The sequence below is a fragment of the Neptuniibacter sp. genome, from assembly GCF_024231755.1.
Classification (GTDB): Bacteria; Pseudomonadota; Gammaproteobacteria; order Pseudomonadales; family Balneatricaceae; genus Neptuniibacter.
Window position 1 is genome coordinate 40004 of sequence record NZ_JAAEQH010000104.1, and the last position, 20978, is coordinate 60981.

16 protein-coding genes are annotated in these 20978 nt (G+C 46.2%); 13 read left to right on the top strand and 3 right to left on the bottom strand.

Going from position 1 to position 20978, the window contains the following annotated elements; all coding sequences use genetic code 11:
- Nucleotides 1–831 (top strand): radical SAM protein, encoded by an 831-nt coding sequence (locus GY843_RS04850; RefSeq protein WP_367183797.1) that lies wholly within the window; start codon nucleotides 1–3, stop codon nucleotides 829–831.
- 134 nt (nucleotides 832–965) lie between these two features.
- The gene (locus tag GY843_RS04855) at nucleotides 966–2066 is read left to right on the top strand and encodes a malate dehydrogenase (RefSeq protein WP_297307078.1); all 1101 of its coding nucleotides are present in this window, start codon (nucleotides 966–968) and stop codon (nucleotides 2064–2066) included.
- A gap of 116 nt (nucleotides 2067–2182) precedes the next feature.
- On the opposite strand, the gene rne is transcribed toward GY843_RS04855, so the two are convergent.
- A complete protein-coding gene (gene rne / locus GY843_RS04860) occupies nucleotides 2183–4996 on the bottom strand; it encodes a ribonuclease E (RefSeq protein ID WP_297307080.1) in 2814 nt (937 codons plus the stop codon).
- Between the two features lie 521 nt (nucleotides 4997–5517).
- Here rne and rluC point away from each other — a divergent pair.
- The 10 genes from rluC to GY843_RS04910 all read left to right on the top strand — a co-directional run bounded on the left by rluC (nucleotide 5518) and on the right by GY843_RS04910 (nucleotide 14038).
- Nucleotides 5518–6483, top strand: coding sequence for a 23S rRNA pseudouridine(955/2504/2580) synthase RluC (gene rluC / locus GY843_RS04865; protein WP_297307083.1), 966 nt, complete (start codon nucleotides 5518–5520; stop codon nucleotides 6481–6483).
- A 15-nt stretch (nucleotides 6484–6498) separates the two neighbouring features.
- Entirely contained in the window at nucleotides 6499–7599 is a 1101-nt protein-coding gene (locus tag GY843_RS04870) for a DNA-binding protein (RefSeq protein WP_297307085.1), read from the top strand.
- 108 nt (nucleotides 7600–7707) lie between these two features.
- Nucleotides 7708–8682, top strand: coding sequence for an HTH-type transcriptional regulator CysB (gene cysB / locus GY843_RS04875; RefSeq protein ID WP_297307088.1), 975 nt, complete (start codon nucleotides 7708–7710; stop codon nucleotides 8680–8682).
- 102 nt (nucleotides 8683–8784) lie between these two features.
- Nucleotides 8785–9399 carry a hypothetical protein gene (locus tag GY843_RS04880; protein ID WP_297307090.1) on the top strand — a complete coding sequence of 205 codons (615 nt, stop codon included), beginning with the start codon at nucleotides 8785–8787 and terminating at the stop codon, nucleotides 9397–9399.
- Between the two features lie 313 nt (nucleotides 9400–9712).
- Nucleotides 9713–10177, top strand: coding sequence for a hypothetical protein (locus GY843_RS04885; RefSeq protein WP_297307092.1), 465 nt, complete (start codon nucleotides 9713–9715; stop codon nucleotides 10175–10177).
- A gap of 28 nt (nucleotides 10178–10205) precedes the next feature.
- Nucleotides 10206–11681 (top strand): hypothetical protein, encoded by a 1476-nt coding sequence (locus GY843_RS04890; protein WP_297307094.1) that lies wholly within the window; start codon nucleotides 10206–10208, stop codon nucleotides 11679–11681.
- Nucleotides 11682–11715: 34 nt separating this feature from the next.
- Nucleotides 11716–12348, top strand: a complete 633-nt coding sequence (locus GY843_RS04895; protein ID WP_297307096.1) for a hypothetical protein — start codon at nucleotides 11716–11718, stop codon at nucleotides 12346–12348.
- 65 nt (nucleotides 12349–12413) lie between these two features.
- Nucleotides 12414–12776 carry a roadblock/LC7 domain-containing protein gene (locus GY843_RS04900; protein WP_297307098.1) on the top strand — a complete coding sequence of 121 codons (363 nt, stop codon included), beginning with the start codon at nucleotides 12414–12416 and terminating at the stop codon, nucleotides 12774–12776.
- Between the two features lie 41 nt (nucleotides 12777–12817).
- Entirely contained in the window at nucleotides 12818–13276 is a 459-nt protein-coding gene (locus GY843_RS04905) for a PAS domain-containing protein (RefSeq protein WP_297307100.1), read from the top strand.
- 12 nt (nucleotides 13277–13288) lie between these two features.
- A complete protein-coding gene (locus GY843_RS04910) occupies nucleotides 13289–14038 on the top strand; it encodes a phosphate/phosphite/phosphonate ABC transporter substrate-binding protein (protein WP_297307102.1) in 750 nt (249 codons plus the stop codon).
- Nucleotides 14039–14120: 82 nt separating this feature from the next.
- Here the strand turns inward: GY843_RS04910 and acnA are convergent, their stop codons facing one another.
- The gene (acnA, locus tag GY843_RS04915; RefSeq protein WP_297307104.1) at nucleotides 14121–16838 is read right to left on the bottom strand and encodes an aconitate hydratase AcnA; all 2718 of its coding nucleotides are present in this window, start codon (nucleotides 16836–16838) and stop codon (nucleotides 14121–14123) included.
- Nucleotides 16839–17608: 770 nt separating this feature from the next.
- Here acnA and GY843_RS04920 point away from each other — a divergent pair.
- A complete protein-coding gene (locus GY843_RS04920) occupies nucleotides 17609–20404 on the top strand; it encodes a bifunctional aconitate hydratase 2/2-methylisocitrate dehydratase (protein WP_297307106.1) in 2796 nt (931 codons plus the stop codon).
- A 258-nt stretch (nucleotides 20405–20662) separates the two neighbouring features.
- Here the strand turns inward: GY843_RS04920 and GY843_RS04925 are convergent, their stop codons facing one another.
- A complete protein-coding gene (locus GY843_RS04925) occupies nucleotides 20663–20965 on the bottom strand; it encodes an antibiotic biosynthesis monooxygenase (protein ID WP_297307107.1) in 303 nt (100 codons plus the stop codon).
- Between the last annotated feature and the right edge of the window lie 13 nt (nucleotides 20966–20978).

Here is a 20978-nt window from a genome sequence, read left to right on the forward strand (position 1 = left end):
TTGATACTACAAGTGACCAATGGTTGTAGTTGGAATAACTGTACTTTTTGCGAGATGTATACCGCTCCGCAAAAAAAGTTTCGCCCAAAGCCACAATCAGATATCGAAGAAGAAATAAAACGCTGTGCAGCTTCATTAGGCACTGTTCGCAGAGTTTTCCTAGCGGATGGTGATGCAATGGCGCTTTCGTTCAAGCGCCTAAAAGATATCTTATTGGCTATAAAGAAGTATCTACCCAGTGTTTCAAGAGTTTCTTCGTATTGCCTGCCGCGTAATTTGAAAAACAAATCTGCTGAAGAGTTGCAGGAACTGTATCAGTTGGGTTTGACGCTTCTGTACGTTGGTGCGGAAAGTGGTAATGACTATGTACTTGAGCAGGTAGATAAGGGCGAAACCTACCAGACAACCCTGGATGCTCTTTTAAAAATCAAGAAGACCGATATAAAGACCTCGGTTATGTTTATCAACGGAATCGGTGGTGATAAATACAGTGAACAGCACGCACTTGATTCTGCCAGGTTAGCCAATGAAACTCAGCCTGATTACCTGGCCACGCTTGTGCTGTTCTTTCGTGAGGCTGAGCAAAAATTCCGCCAGGGCTTCCCCGAATTTTCAGAACTCTCCCAGCGCCGGCTTATTGAGGAGATGCAGATCTTTATTTCTAATCTGGAATTAGAGAAAAGCATCTTCCGTAGTGATCACGCATCTAATTACCTTGTTTTGAAGGGGGTTCTTAATAAGGATAAAGACAAGCTTCTCTATATGATTGATGCCGCTTTGAACCAGGATAGTAGTGTTTTCCTGCGCTCAGAATCATCCCGCGGTTTATAGAATCTCCTTTTACCTACCAAATTGCTAAAAAATCAGTACCAGCGTAGGGGTTCCATTGCTGTGATATATGTTTATACTTTGGTATTAAATAAATAATATCCAGGTATAAGGATATAACGAGAGGTCATAAGTTTATGAGACGCCCTGTTCGAATTGCTGTTACTGGTGCAGCTGGTGCAATCAGCTATAGCCTTCTATTTAAAATTGCTGCGGGTGAAATGATGGGTAAGGATCAACCTGTCATTTTGCAGCTGGTTGAACTGCCACATGCGATGGAAGCTCTGCGTGGTGTGGCGATGGAATTAATGGATTGTGCATATCCACTGCTACACACCATTACTTTGCATGACAATGTCGAAGATGGATTTAAAGGTGCTCACTATGCACTTCTGGTCGGCGCCAAGCCGCGCGGCCCAGGTATGGAGCGTAGCGATCTGCTCGAAGAGAATGCTGAGATCTTTGCACGCCAGGGTAAAGCGCTGAATGATTTTGCTAACCGTGACGTAAAAGTTCTGGTTACTGGTAACCCAGCTAATACGAACGCGCTGATCGCAAGCCGTAATGCGCCGGATCTTAGCCCGTCTCAGTTTACTTGCCTAACCCGTTTAGACCATAACCGTGCGAAAGGCATTCTGGCAAATCACTGTGGTGCGACCACACGTGATATTGGCGGCATTATGATCTGGGGTAATCATTCGGCTACACAGTATCCTGATCTTCACCAGGCAACTATCCTTGGTAAGCCTGCAATGGGGCAGATCGATACTGGCTGGTATCGTGATGAGTTTATCCCTAAGGTCCAGAAACGTGGTGCAGAGATTATCGATGCGCGCGGTCAATCCAGTGCCGCATCTGCAGCTCAGGCGATTGTTGACCAGATGCGCGATTGGGTTCTTGGTACTGATCCAGGTGAGATTATCAGCATGGGCATTCTGAGTGATGGCAGCTATGGTATCACCAAAGGCGTATTCTTCTCGTTCCCAGTACGTTGTAACTATGGTCGTTACCAGATTGTTCAGGATATTGAGGTTAATGAATTTAGCCGTCAGCGCCTGACAGCAACCGAGCAGGAACTGCTGGATGAGAAAGCGGTAGTTAACCATCTACTTCCTGAAGAAACTAAAGCCTCTCACGAGAACCTGACTATCTGTCTGCGCTCGGGTGTAACACTGTATGCTGATGATGCGGGCCCGGATTCTGATAGCAAGTTTATGAGCACAAACCGAGTTATGTAACCGGAAAACGTGCACTAAGCAGAGCGAACTTTTAAGTAAAAAAGTAACGCAAACTAAAAAGCCCCTCAATGAGGGGCTTTTTTTGTATCTAAACTTTGCATCTAAACATTAGTTGCTTAACTGTCAGCTTCCTGACGTTTACGAACTTCCCTTGGGTCATTCGGGGCACGTCTAGTACGGCGTTTACGGACAGGAGCTTCTTGTTCTGGCTGAGCCTGAGTTTCCTGCTCTACAGTAGGCTCAGGAGTCTCTGCTTCAGCTGCGGGTTCAGTCTTTTCAGTTACTGCTTCAACTGGGGCTTCTTCTGTCTCTTCTTTAACAGTGGTTTCAACTGGAGCGGCATCAGCAGATGTTGCGGATGCAGGTTCAGGTGCTTCACTTGTCGATTCAGTCTGCTCTGGTTCGGAGTTGTCCGCAGCAGGGGCTTTATCTTCAGCTTCTGCTGGAGATGGACTGTTTTCAGGCGCGCTGCTGGTGCTTTCAGCTGAAGATTCAGGTTCGGATGTTTTTTCCGGTGCTGACTCAGTGGTTTCAGTAGCGTCCTTAGTTGCAGTCTCAGCTGTAGCTTCAGTAGCTGTTTCAGCTTGTACCTGATCAGGTGCAGAAGTTTTAGTTGCCTTTTCTGCTTTAACTTCAGGGGTCTCCTTTGTAGGATTCTCCTGTTTTTCAGCCGAAATATCTGCAGCAGGAGCCGCGTCTTTGCCAGCAGATGCATCTTTTGCTGAAGGCGCCTCTGCTGGAGTGTCTGCAACTACCTGCGATTCAGTTGCTGCTTGCGGCTGAGAGCCGGAGCGGGTAGCAGTGCGCTCTGAACTGCGACGACGACGACCGCGACGACGCGGGTTGCGTGGTGCTTCCTCTTTCTCTTCGGCAGATGTTTCATTTACCTGATTCAGGTCTTTCTTTGGCGTGGATTCGCCCTGATCAGATTCACCTTTGCGTTTGCGACGGCGGCGTCTACCTTTTTCTTCACCAGCTTCAGCTGTTGGTGGCATATCGGGTTCTGGTTGAACCGTAATGATCTCGTCGTTTTGCTTACGCTGCTTGTTGCGATCATTGTCGCGACGTCTGCGTTTGCGGCCAGAGTCGTTGCGATCGTTGCGCTCATTGCGTTTACGTTTCGGTTTTCTTTCTTTCTTATTCTCTTCTTTTGATTCTTCAACAGCAGGAGCTGGTTCTGCAGGTGCAGAAGAGCCGAAAATACCTTTAAACATACCGAATACACGGCTGCTCAGGGAGCTTGTTTCGGTAGGTGCTTGAGGTGCAGCTGGTTCTTTCTTAGCTGCGGCAGGCTCTGGAGTTGCTTCTGGGGCTGGAGTTTTTGGAGCTACACTGCGAACGGCTGCCTGTTCACGTGGAGCAGGTGCTTGAGTTGCCGCGCTGCCTACCTCCAGAGAGTCATTCTCTTCTGGTTCAGGCTGCATGGTATAGCTGGCATCATTCGTTGTGGCTACTGTATGGTCATCACGTAAGCGTACAACTTCGTAATGAGGCGTTTCCATATTCGGATTAGGAACAATTACCACGCGCACGTCCTGACGTAACTCGATGTCATGAACTGCATGACGCTTCTCGTTAAGCAGGTAGGTTGCAACTGTTACAGGCAGAATTGCTCGGATCTGGGCTGTACGATCTTTGCCGGATTCTTCTTCGATCAGGCGCAGGATGGAAAGTGCCAGAGATTCTGTATCACGAATAGTGCCTTGACCGCTACAACGAGGGCACACAACACCGCGCGTTTCCGCAAGGGAAGGACGCAAGCGCTGGCGCGACATTTCTAATAGGCCAAACCGAGAGATGCGTCCCATTTGAACACGGGCGCGGTCCAGTTTAAGCGCATCACGCAAGCGGTTTTCCACTTCACGCTGGTTCTTGATCGGTGTCATATCGATAAAGTCGATAACAACCAAGCCGCCTATGTCACGCAGACGAAGTTGGCGAGCAATCTCGTCAGCGGCTTCAAGGTTTGTGTGCAGCGCTGTTTCTTCGATATCGCCACCGCGAGTAGCGCGTGCAGAGTTGATATCAATTGAAACCAATGCTTCTGTCGGATCGATCACAATTGAGCCGCCAGAAGGAAGTGTTACTTCGCGCTGGAACGCCGTCTCGATCTGAGTTTCGATCTGGAAGCGGTTAAATAGTGGTGTTTGTTCAGAGTAATGCTTGATCTTATTTTCATAAGTTGGCATTACCTGTTTTACGAAGTTCTTTGCATCTTCATAGACCTGTTGGTCATCGATAAGTACTTCGCCGATATCTGAGCGAAGATAGTCACGTACCGCACGGATGACTACATTGCTTTCCTGGTAGATCAAGAATGGAGCAGGTTTCTCTTCGGAAGCCTGTTTGATTGCAGTCCACAAAGTCTGGAGGTAATCAAAGTCCCACTGTAGCTCTTCGCTGCTGCGACCAACACCCGCTGTACGAACAATAATGCCCATCTGTTTCGGGATGTTTACGCCTGACAAAGCTTCTTTAAGCTGTGTACGCTCTTCGCCTTCGATGCGACGGGAGATGCCGCCTGCACGAGGGTTGTTAGGCATCAGAACCAGGTAGCGCCCAGCCAAACTGATAAAGGTCGTCAGGGCTGCACCCTTATTGCCACGCTCCTCTTTATCAACCTGAACGATAACTTCGGTGCCTTCTTTCATCACTTCTTTGATGTTTGGGCGAGAACCACGCGTTGGTGGTTGAGTGAAGTATTCGCGTGAGATCTCTTTCAGAGGCAGGAAACCGTGGCGCTCAGCACCATAGTCGACAAATGCAGCTTCAAGGCTTGGTTCAATACGGGTGATTTTGCCCTTATAGATATTGGCTTTTTTCTGCTCGCGCGAACCGGATTCGATATCCAGATCATATAGGCGCTGGCCATCTACCAGAGCTACACGCAACTCTTCAGGTTGAGTTGCGTTAATTAACATTCTTTTCATAGCGTTCTCGATGTAGAACGCTTTTCACACAGTATCTAAGCCAAGCAAAACCTGTCTTTTGGACTCAATAATGTCCCACTGATGTGGCATAAATGCTTCATTTTAGGCCTTTCGGCAACCAAAACGACAAAATCTGCTCAAGCAAATAGTTTGGAGCAGGTATGATCTATCGCCCTTTCTCAGTGCTATTAATCAATACGCAATCGGCGTATCAATCGTCCGCAGTAGAGGAAACATCAGCCTATATATTTCTTCTTTCTAATTGTTACTGTCGGTGAGACAGGTTCCTGGCTAATGTGCGTCTCTACTTCCAACCGGTCTTACGGCCGACTGGGTGAAAAGCTTTCATAATTTATGTTCTTTGTTGCCGTGTTCATCTGGATCTGAACTTTTATTCCAGAGACTTACTCGCTGATTTAAGGCATTTGAAAAAAAGATAAAGCCAACAGCTTACGGCAGCGCTAGAATATAGCAGCTATCCCATTAGGCATCAATTCGCTAATTTGGTTTTCATATTAAACATGTCGCAGCAGAGCAGTTCTGAGAACTCTAAAGTTCGTTTCGTTGAAATTACAGAAGATAATGAAGGGCAGAGGGTCGATAATTTTCTGATTACCGCCCTTAAAGGTGTACCCAAAAGTCTTGTCTACCGGATATTGCGTAAAGGTGAGGTAAGGGTAAATAAAAAACGAGTTAAACCAGAATATCGTGTTCAACCCGGGGATCTGGTCAGAATACCTCCAGTCAGGGTGGCTGATCGCAAAGAACCTGCAAAAGTGGGCTCTAAACTGATTGATCAGCTTGAGGCAGCCATTCTTTATGAAGATAACGATCTGATCGTGGTCAATAAACCTTCAGGACTAGCTGTCCATGGTGGGAGCGGGATCAGCTTAGGGCTTATCGAAAGCTTTCGGCAGATGCGTCCTCAGTGTAAATTCCTTGAGCTAGTTCATCGTCTTGATCGTGATACATCGGGCTGCATTCTGATTGCCAAGAAAAGAAGCGCTCTGAAGCTGATGCATGAATCCCTGCAAAAAAGCCGAATTACCAAAATCTATCATGCGCTTGTGATTGGTTCATGGTCAGAGCGCAAACGTAAAATAGATGCTCCTTTGCGTAAAAATGAACTGAAATCGGGAGAGCGAGTCGTAAAGGTGGCAGCGGATGGCAAGGCCTGCCTGACGGAGTACAAAGTACTATCCCGCTTTGGTCGTGAGGCAACATTGGTTGAAGCTCGACCTATTACAGGGCGAACACATCAGATAAGGGTTCATTGTCAGTTTGCAGGTCATCCTATTGTCGGTGATGCAAAATACGGAACTGACAATGATAATGATGCGATGAAAGCACAAGGTTTTAATCGACTTTTTCTTCACGCAGCGGAATTGAGATTTCCACTGCCATCAGGTGGTCGCAAAGTTGTAGTGGCGCCACTTGAACTTCCGTTGCAAAAAGCGATTGGTAAATTAAAGAGTAAAAATGGCTAACAGGCTTTTCTCTAAATGAGTGACATAGTTTTAAGAGACAATATTTATAACACTGCCGATCGTTTGTTACTGGCAGGCATTCAGCCCACGACTGAACTTATTTCTCAGTCTATCGATGCACCAAGTTCGGAAGTAGAAAATCATTTTAAAGAGTGGTGGTCATTAGTTCCTGAGCGTTTATCAATAGCGGGGGAAGTACTGTCGGTTCCTGATGTCCCTGATTCATTAATACAGGCCTTCTCTCGTGTCTGGCAGCAAGCAGTTCAGGAGGCAAATAGTAAGCTTGTTGCAGAGAAGCATCGCGAAGAGGTAGGGATCGATGCTGTAAAACGTGAAGCTGACGAAACAATTATGGAGTCCCGAGGGAAACTTCAGGATCTCGAGGATAGACTTCGCGCCGAGCAGAATAAGCGTGAAGAGGTCCATTCGCAGATAAAAGGTCTTGAGGCAGAAATAGAAGTTCTGAAGGCTAATTTGGCTGCGGAAACGTCTCAGCGTAAGCAAGAAGAGCAGTCACGCTTAAATGTTGAGCAGGAATTGAATCATCTGCGAAAAACCTACGATGACAGTAAGAGAACTTTTGATCAGCGGATTAAAGACGAGCAGCGGCATACATTGGATGCGATTAGTAAAGCTGATGCTGATGTCCGTTATTATCGAGGGGCGCTTGAGAAGCTGCGTGATGAGGTGGGTAAAAAAGAATCAGCACTGACAAAGTCTATCCATGACCTCCAGGCTGAGCTGGCACGTAAAGATGTGAAAAGTGATACCCAGAAAACTCAGATTAAAAGTCTTGAGGATGAGCTTAAGCGAATTAAGACAGACAGCTCAGGTCAGAGTCGGGATCTCTCTAAAATCAACTCAAAGCTCTTATCTGAATCTAATAAAAACAAGCGCTTAGAAGATAAAATTAAAGAGATTGAGGAAGAGCTCAGAAAGGCAAGGCAGAAGCAGGTTGCGACTTCAAACGAACAATCCCGCCGTGAAAGTAATATTCGCAGCCAATATAAGGATAAAGAGGAAGAGTTGGTGCGATCTCTGGCTAAAATATCCAGCCTGGAGAAGAAAATCATTGCTCAGGACGAAGAGATTAGAAGATTAAATAGCCGGCCTTAAGTCTGTTAGGCCGCTTCTGTATCTTTGGATTTTATTCTAAGCTGTTATAATAATCTTCAAATTGATTACAAGAGCGATATAAGATCGCGCGGTTTTCAGGAGTTTTTGATGAAATTGCAGCAGTTGCGGTATATCTGGGAAGTAGCTCGGCATGATCTTAATGTGTCGGCTACAGCACAGAGCCTTTATACCTCTCAGCCGGGAATAAGTAAGCAGATCCGCCTGTTGGAAGATGAGCTTGGCGTCGAGGTCTTTGCCAGAAGCGGCAAACACCTCACACGTGTGACTCCAGCGGGTCAGGCAATTTTATCAATCGCAGGTGAAATCCTTCAGAAAGTGGAAAGTATCAAGCAGGTTGCCCAGGAATTCAGTGATGAACGCAAGGGTAGCTTGGATGTAGCAACTACACATACTCAAGCACGTTACGCTCTACCACCGACCATAACCGGATTTATGAAGGAGTACCCTGATGTATCGTTACATATGCATCAGGGAACCCCAATGCAGATCTCAGAGATGGCAGCTAATGGTACTGTAGATTTTGCAATAGCCACTGAAGCGATGTCTCATTTCAGTGATCTGATCATGATGCCGTGTTATCGCTGGAACCGTTCCGTGGTTGTTCCAAAGGACCATCCACTGACTCAGGTTTCAAAACTTACGCTTGAAGATCTAGCCGAACAACCGATCGTTACCTATGTATTCGGTTTTACGGGTCGTTCGAAACTGGACGAGGCCTTTATAAATAAAGGGCTTGATCCAAAAGTCGTTTTCACTGCAGTAGATTCTGATGTTATCAAAACCTATGTCCGCCTTGGATTGGGTGTTGGTATTATTGCCACAATGGCTTTCGATGAGAAGCAGGATAGTGATTTGGTTGCATTAGATGCCAGCCATCTATTTGAAGCAAGCACGACTAAAATAGGTTTCCGCAAAGGAACCTTCCTGCGTGGCTATATGTTCGATTTTATTCAGCGCTTTGCTCCTCATTTGACCCCTGATGTTGTTCGTGAAGTACAGGCGTGTAGTAATCGAAATGAAATTGATGAAATTTTTGAAAATCAGGTTTTGCCTGATCTGTAAATCAGCTCTGCGTTTAGCATGATGAAAAGCTCTGTAATCAGGGCTTTTTTTATGTCTGAGATTCAGGTTTATACTTAAATTACGCAAGTAGAGGAGTGTGTCTTGGATTTACATCTATATAAAGGCGAATGGGTTCAGGGTGAGTCGGATTTAGCTGATCTCAACTTGATGCTGGTTTTTCAGGTGAACTGCCCGGGCTGTTTGGCCCACGCTTTACCTTTGCTCCAGGTTTTAGCGGATGAATATCCCGATATTAACTGTTTTGCCTTATCTACCGCATTTGAAGACTTCGCATTAAACACTTTAGAAAATACTCAAAGCCTAATCGCAGAGGGTGAGCTGACGCCTGCAAGTAAGCGTTATTTTTCGCGACTAGGACAGTTCGAGTTGCCTTATCGGATTGAAGTGCCGGTTGTTATGGATCTCTTCCTCTCTGGTGATGAAATTTCAAGTCTAACGGTCAGCTTTATCAAAAATATTGATCAAGGCAGTTTATCAAGCAAAATGTCTCAGCAGCTCCGTCATCAATTCAATCAGAGGTTCCTGCCAGTAGCTATGACCGGAAGAACCTTTCTCAATAATGAGATGCAGGGAACGCCCAGTTGGTTCGTGTTTGATAAGAAGATGAATATTCTGGAAAGCTGGTTTGGACATAAGGAGAAGGAGTGGGTTAGGGCAAGAGTCCAGCATTCTATTGATGGCTTGAGCTTGGATTAATTGCTCACTAGCTAAGTTGAACTAAGTAGTTTTGAAATTGTTTGTGGGGAAGAAAAAGCGGGAATTTCTTAATGTTAAGAGGAGTAGGGTATTTCAGCGCTAATGCTTTCAATGCAAACGATTGATATCAACAGCATTCAGATTATTCTTAAACTATTATTATTGTGTGGTTTTTGTACTGTTATTTGAGATAAAACACTCAAAAGTAAGAAATAAGTGCCGATAGGTTTGTAATCTTGCAGCGCGCGAGATATAAAAAGCAAACGCCTGTTTGGATATACTCCAATAACTACAACAAAGCAGGAGCACATTTGTGAATTCTCCGATTTGGGATGCCCTAGCTGATTGGGAACTTAATGCCGATTTTGACAGCCCTAATACGTCGCGTATCCAGGCTGCATTTGATGCCCAGCATTCCAAGTATCTTATCTACAAGGGACATCAGGGCAAAAGGATTCTTTATCACTTTACCCGTATGGTTGCAGCTGATCCGGATTCCTTAAGGCTACACACTAAACGCATCTATCTCTCTATAGCCTGTTTTCATAGAGACTCGTTGGAAGGAGCTTTCGCTGATTTCCTTTTGGTTCTGGGTAAGAGAGGCCCGAAATTACGCCAACGCTTATTTGAACAAGCACGTTCGGTTATGAAACCCAAGGTTCGTAATATTATCCAACGGGCTATTGAAGAGGATGACCTGAGTGAGCTGTCTAAACTATCTACAAAGTATTCTGTGTTGATCGATGGGCGTTTTCAGCCTGCTAGCTTAAATACATGAGGCTGATACAGGTTAAGGGCAATAGTTAATGAGCGCTGTCGATAAGCAGAATTTGCTGAAAAATATCAGACGAGTGGCTATTGATGGATTCACTGGTCCTAATCTTGCCATGCTTGAATATTGTTTATCGTCTGCTGTTGACTGTGAGCTTGTTAATTCTGTTGATGCAGATATTGTGATTTTAAATGGTGATCAGCCTGTTGCAGAGGTTGATCTACAAAAAAAGGCCCTGGAGCGTTATTCGGGATCTAAAATTGTTATCAGTGTAAAAGATCTGGAGTGGCCTGGGTTTATTCTGCTCAAGAAGCCTCATACATCGGATCAGTTGTTAGCAACAATCCGCTCCATTAAAACCGCTATAGGACAAAATAAAGAAAAGGTTGTACCAGAAAGTAAAGGAAGTAGTGTAATACAACCGGAGAATCTGGATTTTTATCGCGGGGGGAAATACTCCCGCAAGCGTCAGGGTGAAGCGTTAAAGCAGAAGTTAATGCGTGGAAACCTTGTAGTGAATGCTGCTGATCGCCTGGTGCAAAAGATCGAAATTGATCTTAAGGCTCAGGAAGCAGAGCTACAAGCGAAGCTCGAAGAAGAGAAACGCAAGCAGGTGGAGCGTGAGAAGGCTAAACGGAAAGAGCAAAAAATACGTGAACTGAAAAAGAAGAAGCTTGAAGAGAAGCGGCTAGAGGCTAAACGGAAGAAGCTAGCTGAGGAAAAGGCGAGAAAGCTTGAGGAAAAGAAAAAGCAGCTTGCTGAAGAAAAAGCGACAAAGCTTAAGCAGCAGTTAAAAGAGCATCAGCGAAAAAAACAGCAAGCTAAAGCCCTAAAGCAACGCCAGATAGAAGTAAAAAAGAAAAAAAATAAAGAAGATTCCCGTGCAGCAGAAGTAGCAACTGATGCACCTTTGACTGAGCAGATAATTCTACAACGTTGCGGCAATTTGGCCGATGTGGATATGACTCAGCATGAAGAGCGGCGAAGAATTTTCTTGAATCCAGAAGGTTTACTTTTGGGTACAATGAAGGAAGCGGAACAGCTTTCCAAGAAACTAGAGCGTGTAGTAGAAATATCAGGCTTGCCTGGGAAAATGCTGGTATCAGCAGAAGCGGGTGAATTTTACTTTACCTTTGCCGATGATTTCCTGAATCAGCTTTCTCTTACTAAGTTTGGTTTTGCTGAACTTGAATTAGAGCCGCTTGAAGACACTGAGTTTGACGCTGGTGAATTCTCCAGCGAGGCTGTCGATTCGTTACTTTGGAAGGTAGCTATCTGGACAGCAAGAGGAAAAATATTTCAGGGAATGGACCCCGAGAAAGTGCTACAACTGAAAACGCAACCCGATTTTACCCGCTTTATCATGCTGCCTAGTGGTAAGGAGATCAGTGATCTTTGGTCAGGGCATCAGTTGTCTGCGTTAGATGTTGTTAGGATACTGGATATCCCTCAGCGTTATGTATTTTCGTTTATGTCAGGGGCTTTTTTGCTAGGATGGTTTCAGGAATGAAGCCACATATGACGAATGGTTTCGGAGTTAATTTGTGACAAGTGCAACGATCCAGAATCAATTTATACAGATTTGCCCTGCCGGGGCTTTTTACGCGACGGTTGGTTCTGAGCCTGATGACGCCCGTGCGTTGTTATTGCAGCTTTTAAGTTCGGATGTTTCATTACCATTTAGTGAAGAGTTGGTGATGGAGCTTTCCGATCTGGAACGGGATGAAGCTCAAGAGTTATTCCAAAAGCTACAGGATAAAAACTTTATTCAATTGGTTAAAAATCCTAGCCGGGTTATTAGCGAGCCTTTGGAGAAAGCTTTACCAGAGTTGCTAGCTGGCTTGTCCAGTTCAGGAAAAGTGGCCCTGGCTGATGACCACGGTTTCTGTTTGGGTTCTACTGGATATGAAGCTGATCATGCCGACGCTCTCTGTGCTTTAGCTGCAGATTTGAGCTCTTTACATGAAAGGCACCGATTATTATTGAATCGTGACCTCACTATGATGGGTGAGTCATGGGGAATGCTTGATCCTGTAGGTTTAAGTCAGGTAGGTTTTTGGGTGATTCATTTGGGACATCAGCGCTTTGTGCTGGTCATCGATCAGATGCCTAAATTGAATCAGGGGAATTATGTCGATTTATTAAGTGTTTTGGCGAGACGTTATCTGGACTATTGATATTCATCAATGAGCTTTTTTCAGATTACTGTAATTTTATGCCGTTACGTTAAAGGAGTATGTATATGCGCTCAGAAATGTTGACCTCTATTTTGAGTGACTTAAATGGGACTTCAGCTGAGATTGAGGCTTCCGCAGTCATTTCAACAGATGGTCTGATGATCGCAGCACTTCTTCCAGCAGGGTTGGATGAAGATCGAGTAGGTGCAATGAGCGCTGCAATGCTTTCATTGGGGGAAAGAACTGCCACAGAACTGGCTCGAGGCGAGCTTGAGCAGGTACTGGTAAAGGGTGATGACGGTTATATTCTGATGACTCATGCTAATGATGAATCAGTTCTGACTGTTGTAGCTAAACCGAATGCCCGGCTTGGTCTTATCTTTCTGGATGTTAAGCGTGCAGCTGAAGCAATAGGCAAAATCCTTTAACTTTTATCCACTTTCTATATATCTATGCAGGCGTTTAATAAATGTCAGAGCAGGGTAATGCTTCGCGGGAAGCTGTCATTAATTATTTCGATGGTAGCTCTCGTACTGCAATCATTCATGATCGAGAGGTCCCTTACCCAGAAGGGAAGCTGATCGTTTCCAGAACGGATACGAAAGGGATTATCACTCATGCCAACCAGGCATTTGTTGATATGTCGGGTTACACTCAGGAAGAGTTAATCGGTCAAAACCACTATATTCTTCGTCACCCGGATATGCCAGCTGTAGCCTTTGCCGGGCTGTGGGAAACTCTCGAAGCCGGGAACAAATGGCATGGATATGTCAAAAATTTGCGTAAAGATGGCGCCTATTATTGGGTTAAAGCAACAGTAATCCCCAATATTCGCAACGGTGAAGTTGTTGGTTACACCTCTGTCAGGCGTAAACCTTCACGGAGCAAAATTGCTGAAAGTGAAGCGCTATATGCCACACTGAAATAAGGTAGATTATCAGTGATTTTGAATCTCACCGTTAGTCCGGACTTTGCCCCTGACCACATATCAGGCTGGTTTATTTTTAATACTTGGTTGCAGCGACAACTGGGCACCCGTGTACATTTGGAACTATACGATTGTTTTGACAAGCAACGTGAAGATATTCAAGCAGGCAAATACGATATTGTATACGCCAATCCATTTGATGCTTCTATGCTGGTGCGTGAATTAGGGTTCAAAGCTGTTGCTCGCCCTAAAGCTAAGCCTGATGAAACTATCATAGCTACCCATGCTGATAACGATGATGTTAATTGCGTAGAAGATCTATCCCCAGGTTGCAAGCTGGTCGCAACGGACGACCCAGATGTAAACCGGATAGGCATGATCATGTTAGAACCGGCTGATCTGGATTCTACCAATACGTCAGTTAAAACAGTTGATAGCTATGTAATCGTAGCTAAAAATGTTCTAAAGAATGATGCAGATGCCGGTTTCTTTTTAAAAGACGCTTATGATGAACTCTCAGACCTTATTCGCAACCAGTTGAAAGTATTGGTTAGCAGTGAGATCAGTGTTGTGCATCATGCCTTGTTAGTTGGGCCTCGTTTGCAACAGTTTATCCCTCAGATCCAACAGCGCCTTATTAAGATGGAGCAAGACGAAAAAGGCAAGGGGGTTTTGGAAAGCATGGATCTGGAAGGTTGGGAGATCATGACGGATGAAGAAACCGAGTTTATGATCGACCTGATCGATACCTTGATCGATTAATCTGTGTTTCTTTTGAAGTCAGTAACAATAAAAAACCGCCGTAAGAGGCGGTTTTTTTATTCTTAGTCTTGTTGTGTAGATATTATGTGTTAGAGGCGATGATATCGCGTAATACCATTGGCAAAATACCTTTGTGACGAATCTGATCCAGCTCAGACGAAGTATCAACACGGGAGGTTAACTCCAGCTGCTGAGATGAGCCGTCTGCTCTGTTAATGGTCAGGCTAACAGTGCCGCGTGGCTCCAGAGTATCGATACCATTCAGATCGAAGGTTTCTGTGCCGTCCAAGTTCAGCGATGCACGTGTTACACCTTCTGGCATCTGTAGCGGTAATACGCCCATGCCTACCAGGTTGGATTTGTGAATACGCTCAAAGCTCTCTGCGATAATTGCTTTAACACCCAGCAGTGCAGGACCTTTTGCCGCCCAGTCACGGGATGAGCCAGTTCCATAAAGCTTACCGCCAAAGACAACAGTAGATGTACCTTCGTTACGGTAGCTCTCAGCAGCGTCATAGATAGACATCTGTACTGGAGCGGCATCAGATGAGTAATAGTTAGTGACCGCGCCTGTGGTGCCTGGCAGTAGCAGGTTTCGAGCTTTTACGTTGCCGAAAATACTACGCAGCATCACGTGGTGGTTACCACGGCGGGCACCCAGTGATGTCATGTCTTCGTCAGCTACGCCTTGCGAGCTTAGGTATTCACCTGGAGGGGAGTCCGGACGAATACGGCTTACCGGTGAAATATGGTCGGTCGTTGTGTTGTCATCACACATTACCAGCATACGTGCAGCCGAGATGTTGTTCAGTGAATCTTTAGGTGTTTCCAGTGAGAAGCCATCGAAGAATGAGATCTCCTGGATGTAGGTAGAATCCGGCGCCCAGTCATAAACAGGGCCAGTAGGGGATTCCAGGTTCTGCCATGTCGCAGGGCCGTCCAACGCGTTTTCATAAGTTTCACGGAACGCTTTCGGGTCCATGCACTCAAGCATGGTCTGGCTGATTTCAGCGTTGCTTGGCCAGATGTCCTTAAGGTAAACATCGTTACCTTTAGCATCCTGACTGATCGGCTCTTTAGTCACATCGATATTCACGTTGCCAGCCATCGCCATCGCAACTACCAGTGGTGGCGACATCAGGAAGTTGGTGTCAACATCCGGATGGACACGGCCTTCGAAGTTACGGTTACCGGACAGTACCGACGCGGCGATAATGTCGTGGTTTTGTAGGGCTTCTTCGATGCTTGGTGCCAGTGGGCCTGAGTTACCTACACAAGTGGTACAGCCGTAACCTGCCGTATTAAAGCCCAACGCATCCAGGTGTTGCTGCAGTCCTGCTTTAGTCAGGAAGTCTGTCGCAACAGGGGACCCCGGAGCCAGGGATGTTTTAACGCCGTCAGGTACCTTCATGCCCAGTTCGTTGGCTTTCTTAGCCAGCAGACCTGCGGCAATCAATAGGCCAGGGTTTGAGGTGTTGGTGCAGGCGGTAATCGCGGCAATCACGATATCGCCGTCTTTTAGCTCGCGCTCAGGCAGCGGTGCGAAAATACCCGCTTCGTCTGCCTTCATTGGTGTAACTTTTACAACTTCAGGGTTGCGGTCGCCTTCAGCAGCGGCTTTGCGGAATACGTTACCGATCTCAGCCAGTGGTAGTCTGTCCTGAGGACGTTTAGGACCTGCGACAGACGGCTCAACGGTAGATAGATCAAGCTGCAGAAGATCTGTGTAGCGAGGCAGCGCCTGACCCTGTTTCCACGCCATGTTCTGCGCTTTGTAGAATTCGAGTGGCAGGTCGCCGTCTCTGCCCGTAGCTTTCATATAGTCGGCAGAGATCTCATCGAATGGGAAGAAGCCCATCGTCGCGCCATATTCAGGCGACATGTTAGCAATGGTTGCACGGTCAGGGAGGGACAGATTGGCACAACCTTCACCCACGTATTCAACGAACTTACCGACAACGCCACCCGGGAAGTTACGTAGCATTTCAGTAATGGTTAGTACCAGGTCAGTAGCGGTTACGCCTTCTCTTAATGCGCCGGTCAGTTCAACACCAACCACTTCAGGTGCCAGCATCTGCATAGGCTGGCCTAGCATGGATGCACCGGCTTCGATACCACCAACACCCCAGCCAACAATACCCAGTGCGTTTGCCATTGGCGTGTGGCTGTCCATACCGATCAGCGTGTCAGGGATCATCAGGTTATTGTTGTTTAGATAGCCCTGAGCCAGATACTCAAGGTTTACCTGATGCACGATACCAGTTTGTGGCGGAATAATGCGGATAGTTTCAAAGGCCTGCGCGCCCCATTTCAGGAAGGCATAACGCTCTTTGTTTCGTTCAGCTTCCAGCTCACCATTGATTCTTAACGAAGCAGGGCTACCGGTGTTATCCATTGTGACTGTGTGGTCGATAACCAGATCTGCACGAACCAGGGGTTCGATAATCGCCGGGTCCAGATCCATGCGCTGTACGGCTGAGCGCATCGCAGCAAAATCGACAATCGCAGGCGTACCACTAAGGTCGTGCATAATGACACGGCCGGCCGTGAAAGGAATTTCGATCGGCTCTTTACCTTGATGTTCGGTCCAACTACCCAGCGCTTTAACCTGCTCAGCAGTTATGCCGTTCTGGCCAACATTGCGAGCGATACCTTCTAAGATTGGTCGTAAAGAGAACGGTAGTTCATCAAGCTTGATACCAAACTGCTCAGCAGTGTCAGGAAGGCTATGATATTTGTACTCCGTTCCTGGGAGTGTTTTAACAGAGTTGGATGGATCGAAATTGATTGGACTTGTCATTTGTATACCTCGCGCAGATAGGGCGCTTCTGAACCTATAGCCTTTATGTATGAGTCTCCAGGGATTACCGGAGCAGTACGATCTTATTCTTAGCTATATTTTCAGCCGTCAAGCGAACCGCTATTTCCTGCAATATAGATTATTGCTTGTTAGGATTGTCGACAATGTTAGCCGATAGTTATCTTAAATCAAGTCAAATAGAGGTTTTTATAGGTCGATTACATACAATCTAAGACTATTTGCTAGTGTGTATGAGGTTTTTTGAGGCAATTTATAGAGAGCGAGGCAAGTTCTGTTCATCAACAGTACTGGTTTTACCTTTAACAGGCTTGTCGATTATTTAGTGAGATAGAGTGGTTATATAAAGAAGAAGGAGCCTTTTTAGAGAAGGGGGAATCTAGTTTGTGTTCCCTTGGGTGGGGACCAAGCTAGTTGTTGTGTAGATATCCTAATGAAGAGAACCGGCTAGGGAATATGGGTGTAGGCTATTTTGTCTGAGAATGGATACTGAAGGGTATATAACGTAAGTATTTAGAGAAATTATGCGTGATTGGTACGAGGAAATGGCAAAAATTGTTATGAAAAATACATGCTTACAACCAATGTATACCATCCGAAACACGTTGATTTAAGTACTATTTTTTTAATTTATACCGACTATAAGCCCCATTTAACTTGTTTTCATTGAGCTGTTTGCAACTTTTTTTTTATAATCTGTCCGCAAATCATAACTAGATTCATAACTAGATATAAGTGAGACGTTGGACGCTATGAGCTACTATTCTGAGTACCTAGAAGAAATTGAGGTTCGTAAAAAGGACCTGGGTCTAAACCCAAAACCAATCGATAGCGCTGAATTGCTATCTGAAATCATTGCCCAGATCAAAGACACGGGTAATGCGGAGCGCGAAGCATCTCTAAACTTCTTCATCTACAACACTCTACCTGGTACTACTCCAGCGGCTGGCGTTAAAGCTGCTTTCCTAAAAGACATCGTTCTGGGTAAAGAAACAGTTGCAGAGATCTCTGCTGAGTTCGCTCTTGAGCAGCTTTCTCACATGAAAGGCGGTCCTTCTGTTGAAGCTCTGCTAGATATCGCGCTGTCTGACGATGCTCAGGCTGCTGCTGCAGGCGAAGTCCTGAAATCTCAGGTATTCCTATACGACGCAGACACTACTCGTCTGGCTGACGCTTTCAAAGCGGGCAATGCCATCGCTAAAGAGATCCTGGAAAGCTACGCGAAGGCTGAGTTCTTCACTAAGCTGGATGACATTCCAGAGAAAATCAAAGTTATTACCTACATTGCTGCGGAAGGCGACATCTCTACTGACCTTCTGTCTCCAGGTAACCAGTCTCACTCACGTGCTGACCGTGAACTGCACGGCAAGTGCATGATCTCTCCAGAAGCTCAGCAAGAAATTAAGAAGATGGGTGAAGACAACCCAGACGCTAAAGTGATGCTGATCGCTGAGAAAGGCACCATGGGTGTAGGTTCTTCCCGCATGTCTGGTGTAAACAACGTTGCACTGTGGGCAGGTGAGCCAACTTCTCCATACATCCCGTTCGTAAACAACAAGCCGGTTGTTGCGGGTACTAATGGTATCGCGCCTATCTTCCTGACAACTGTTGGTGTAACTGGCGGTATCGGTCTTGACCTGAAAAACTGGGTTAAGAAAACTGACGCAAACGGCGAAGTTGTTCGTGATGAAAACGGCGATCCAGTACTGGAAGAAGCATACTCTGTTGCGACAGGTACAGTTCTGACTATCGATACTAAAGCTAAGAAGCTGTACAACGGCGACGAGGAACTGGCTGATATCTCAGACGCGTTCACACCACAAAAAGTTGAATTCATGAAAGCGGGCGGTTCTTACGCGGTAACATTCGGTAAGAAACTGCAAACGTTTGCTGCTGAAACTCTGGGCGTTGAAGCACCAGCTGTTTACGCACAGTCTAAAGAGATCTCTAACGAAGGCCAGGGTCTGACAGCTGTTGAGAAAATCTTCAACCGCAACGCTGTAGGCGTAGCTTCTTCTACTCCTCTGCACACAGGTTCTGACGTTCGCGTTAAAGTGAACATCGTAGGTTCTCAGGACACTACTGGTCCTATGACTTGCCAGGAACTGGAAGCGATGGCTGCTTCTAAAATCTCACCAAGCGTTGATGGTGCCTTCCAGTCTGGTTGTCACACAGCGTCTGTATGGGACAACAAAGCTAAGGCAAACACACCTAAGTTGATGGCATTCATGAACGCGTTCGGCGTAATCACTGCACGTGACCCGAAACACGTTTACCACTCAATGACTGACGTTATTCACAAAGTACTGAATGACATCACAGTTGACGACCGCGCTATCATCATCGGTGGTGACTCTCACACCCGTATGTCTAAAGGTGTAGCGTTCGGTGCTGACTCCGGTACTGTTGCGATCGCACTGGCAACGGGTGAAGCAGCAATGCCTATCCCAGAGTCTGTGAAAGTAACCTTCAAAGGTTCTATGAAGCCACACATGGACTTCCGTGACATCGTACACGCGACTCAAGCGCAGATGCTGAAGAAGTTTGCTGGCGAAAACGTATTCCAGGGTCGTGTAATCGAAGTACAGATCGGTACTCTTCTGGCTGACCAGGCGTTCACGTTCACTGACTGGACTGCAGAAATGAAAGCGAAAGCTTCTATCTGTATCTCTACTGACGACACGCTGATCAAGTCTCTGGAACTGGCTAAGTCCCGTATCCAGATCATGATCGACAAAGGCATGGAAAACGAAGCGGGCATGCTGGCTGGCCTGATCGAACTGGCTGACAAGCGTATCGCTGAAGTTAAATCTGGCGAAGCTCCTGCTCTGGCTCCAGACGACAACGCTAAGTACTACGCTGAGCTGGTTGTTGACCTGGACGCAATCGACGAGCCAATGATCGCTGACCCAGACGTAAACAACGAAGACATCTCTAAGCGTTACACGCATGATGTAATCCGTCCAACTTCTTACTACGATGGCCGCCAGGTAGACCTAGGCTTCGTTGGTTCTTGTATGGTTCACAAAGGCGACATGCAGATCATCGCTGCGATGCTGCGTAACCTGGAGAAGAAAGGTCCTATCACCTTTAAAGCTCCACTGGTTGTTGCTCCACCAACATACAACATCGTTGACGAGCTGAAAGCTGAAGGCGATTGGGAACTGCTGGAGAAATACGCTGGCTTCGAATTCTCTGACGAGAATCCAAAAGAAGAAGCGCGTACTAAGTACGAAAATATTCTGTACCTAGAGCGCCCTGGCTGTAACCTGTGTATGGGTAACCAGGAGAAAGCAGAAGCAGGTGATACTGTACTGGCTACTTCTACTCGTTTGTTCCAGGGTCGTGTTGTAGAAGACTCTGCTGAGAAGAAAGGTGAGTCTCTGCTGGGCTCTACGCCAATGGTTGTTCTGTCTTGTATCCTGGGTCGTTTCCCGACTCTGGAAGAGTACAAGGATGCCGTTGAAGGTATTAACCTGACATCTTTCGCTCCACCAAGCGAAGATCTGAGCGTAGCTCCACAGGCGATTCCAGCTGCACGTATCTAATTACTGAAACGTGACTAATAAAAAGCCTCGAAAATTCGGGGCTTTTTTGTGTCTATTGAAAAGCAGTGGCTAGGGCGGCTTCGAAAGCAGTAGCTATAACGGCTGCGCCTGCTAGAACGCCTTCGGCTGCTAGGGGCTAGGAAAAGCGGGTTTCTTTTTGCTGGGTACTATTCAGTAAATCCTGTCATTCAAGCGCAGGCTGGAATCAATTACTTCAAACCATCCTAGAACTGATAGAAGGTCCAAGCCCTGGCTCGTCTACAAAACTGCTTTAAACCCTTCAAACTTAGGTGGACCAAGGTAAATATCTTTAGCCGGTTTCGCATTGGCGTGCGCTTTTCTGAATGCTTCGGATTTGGTCCAGCCAATGAATGCCTCTTCTGATTCCCACACGCTATGGGAAGCAAACAATGTGCACTCTTCATCGGTGGCTCCTTGCATCAGGTTAAAGCTTTTGAAGCCTGGTACTTCGTCCAGGTAGGTTTCCCGATTTTTCCAGATCTCTATAAAGTCCTGCTCCTTGCCCAGAGCGATACGGAAGCGGTTCATTGCAACGTACATAAAAATTCCTTGG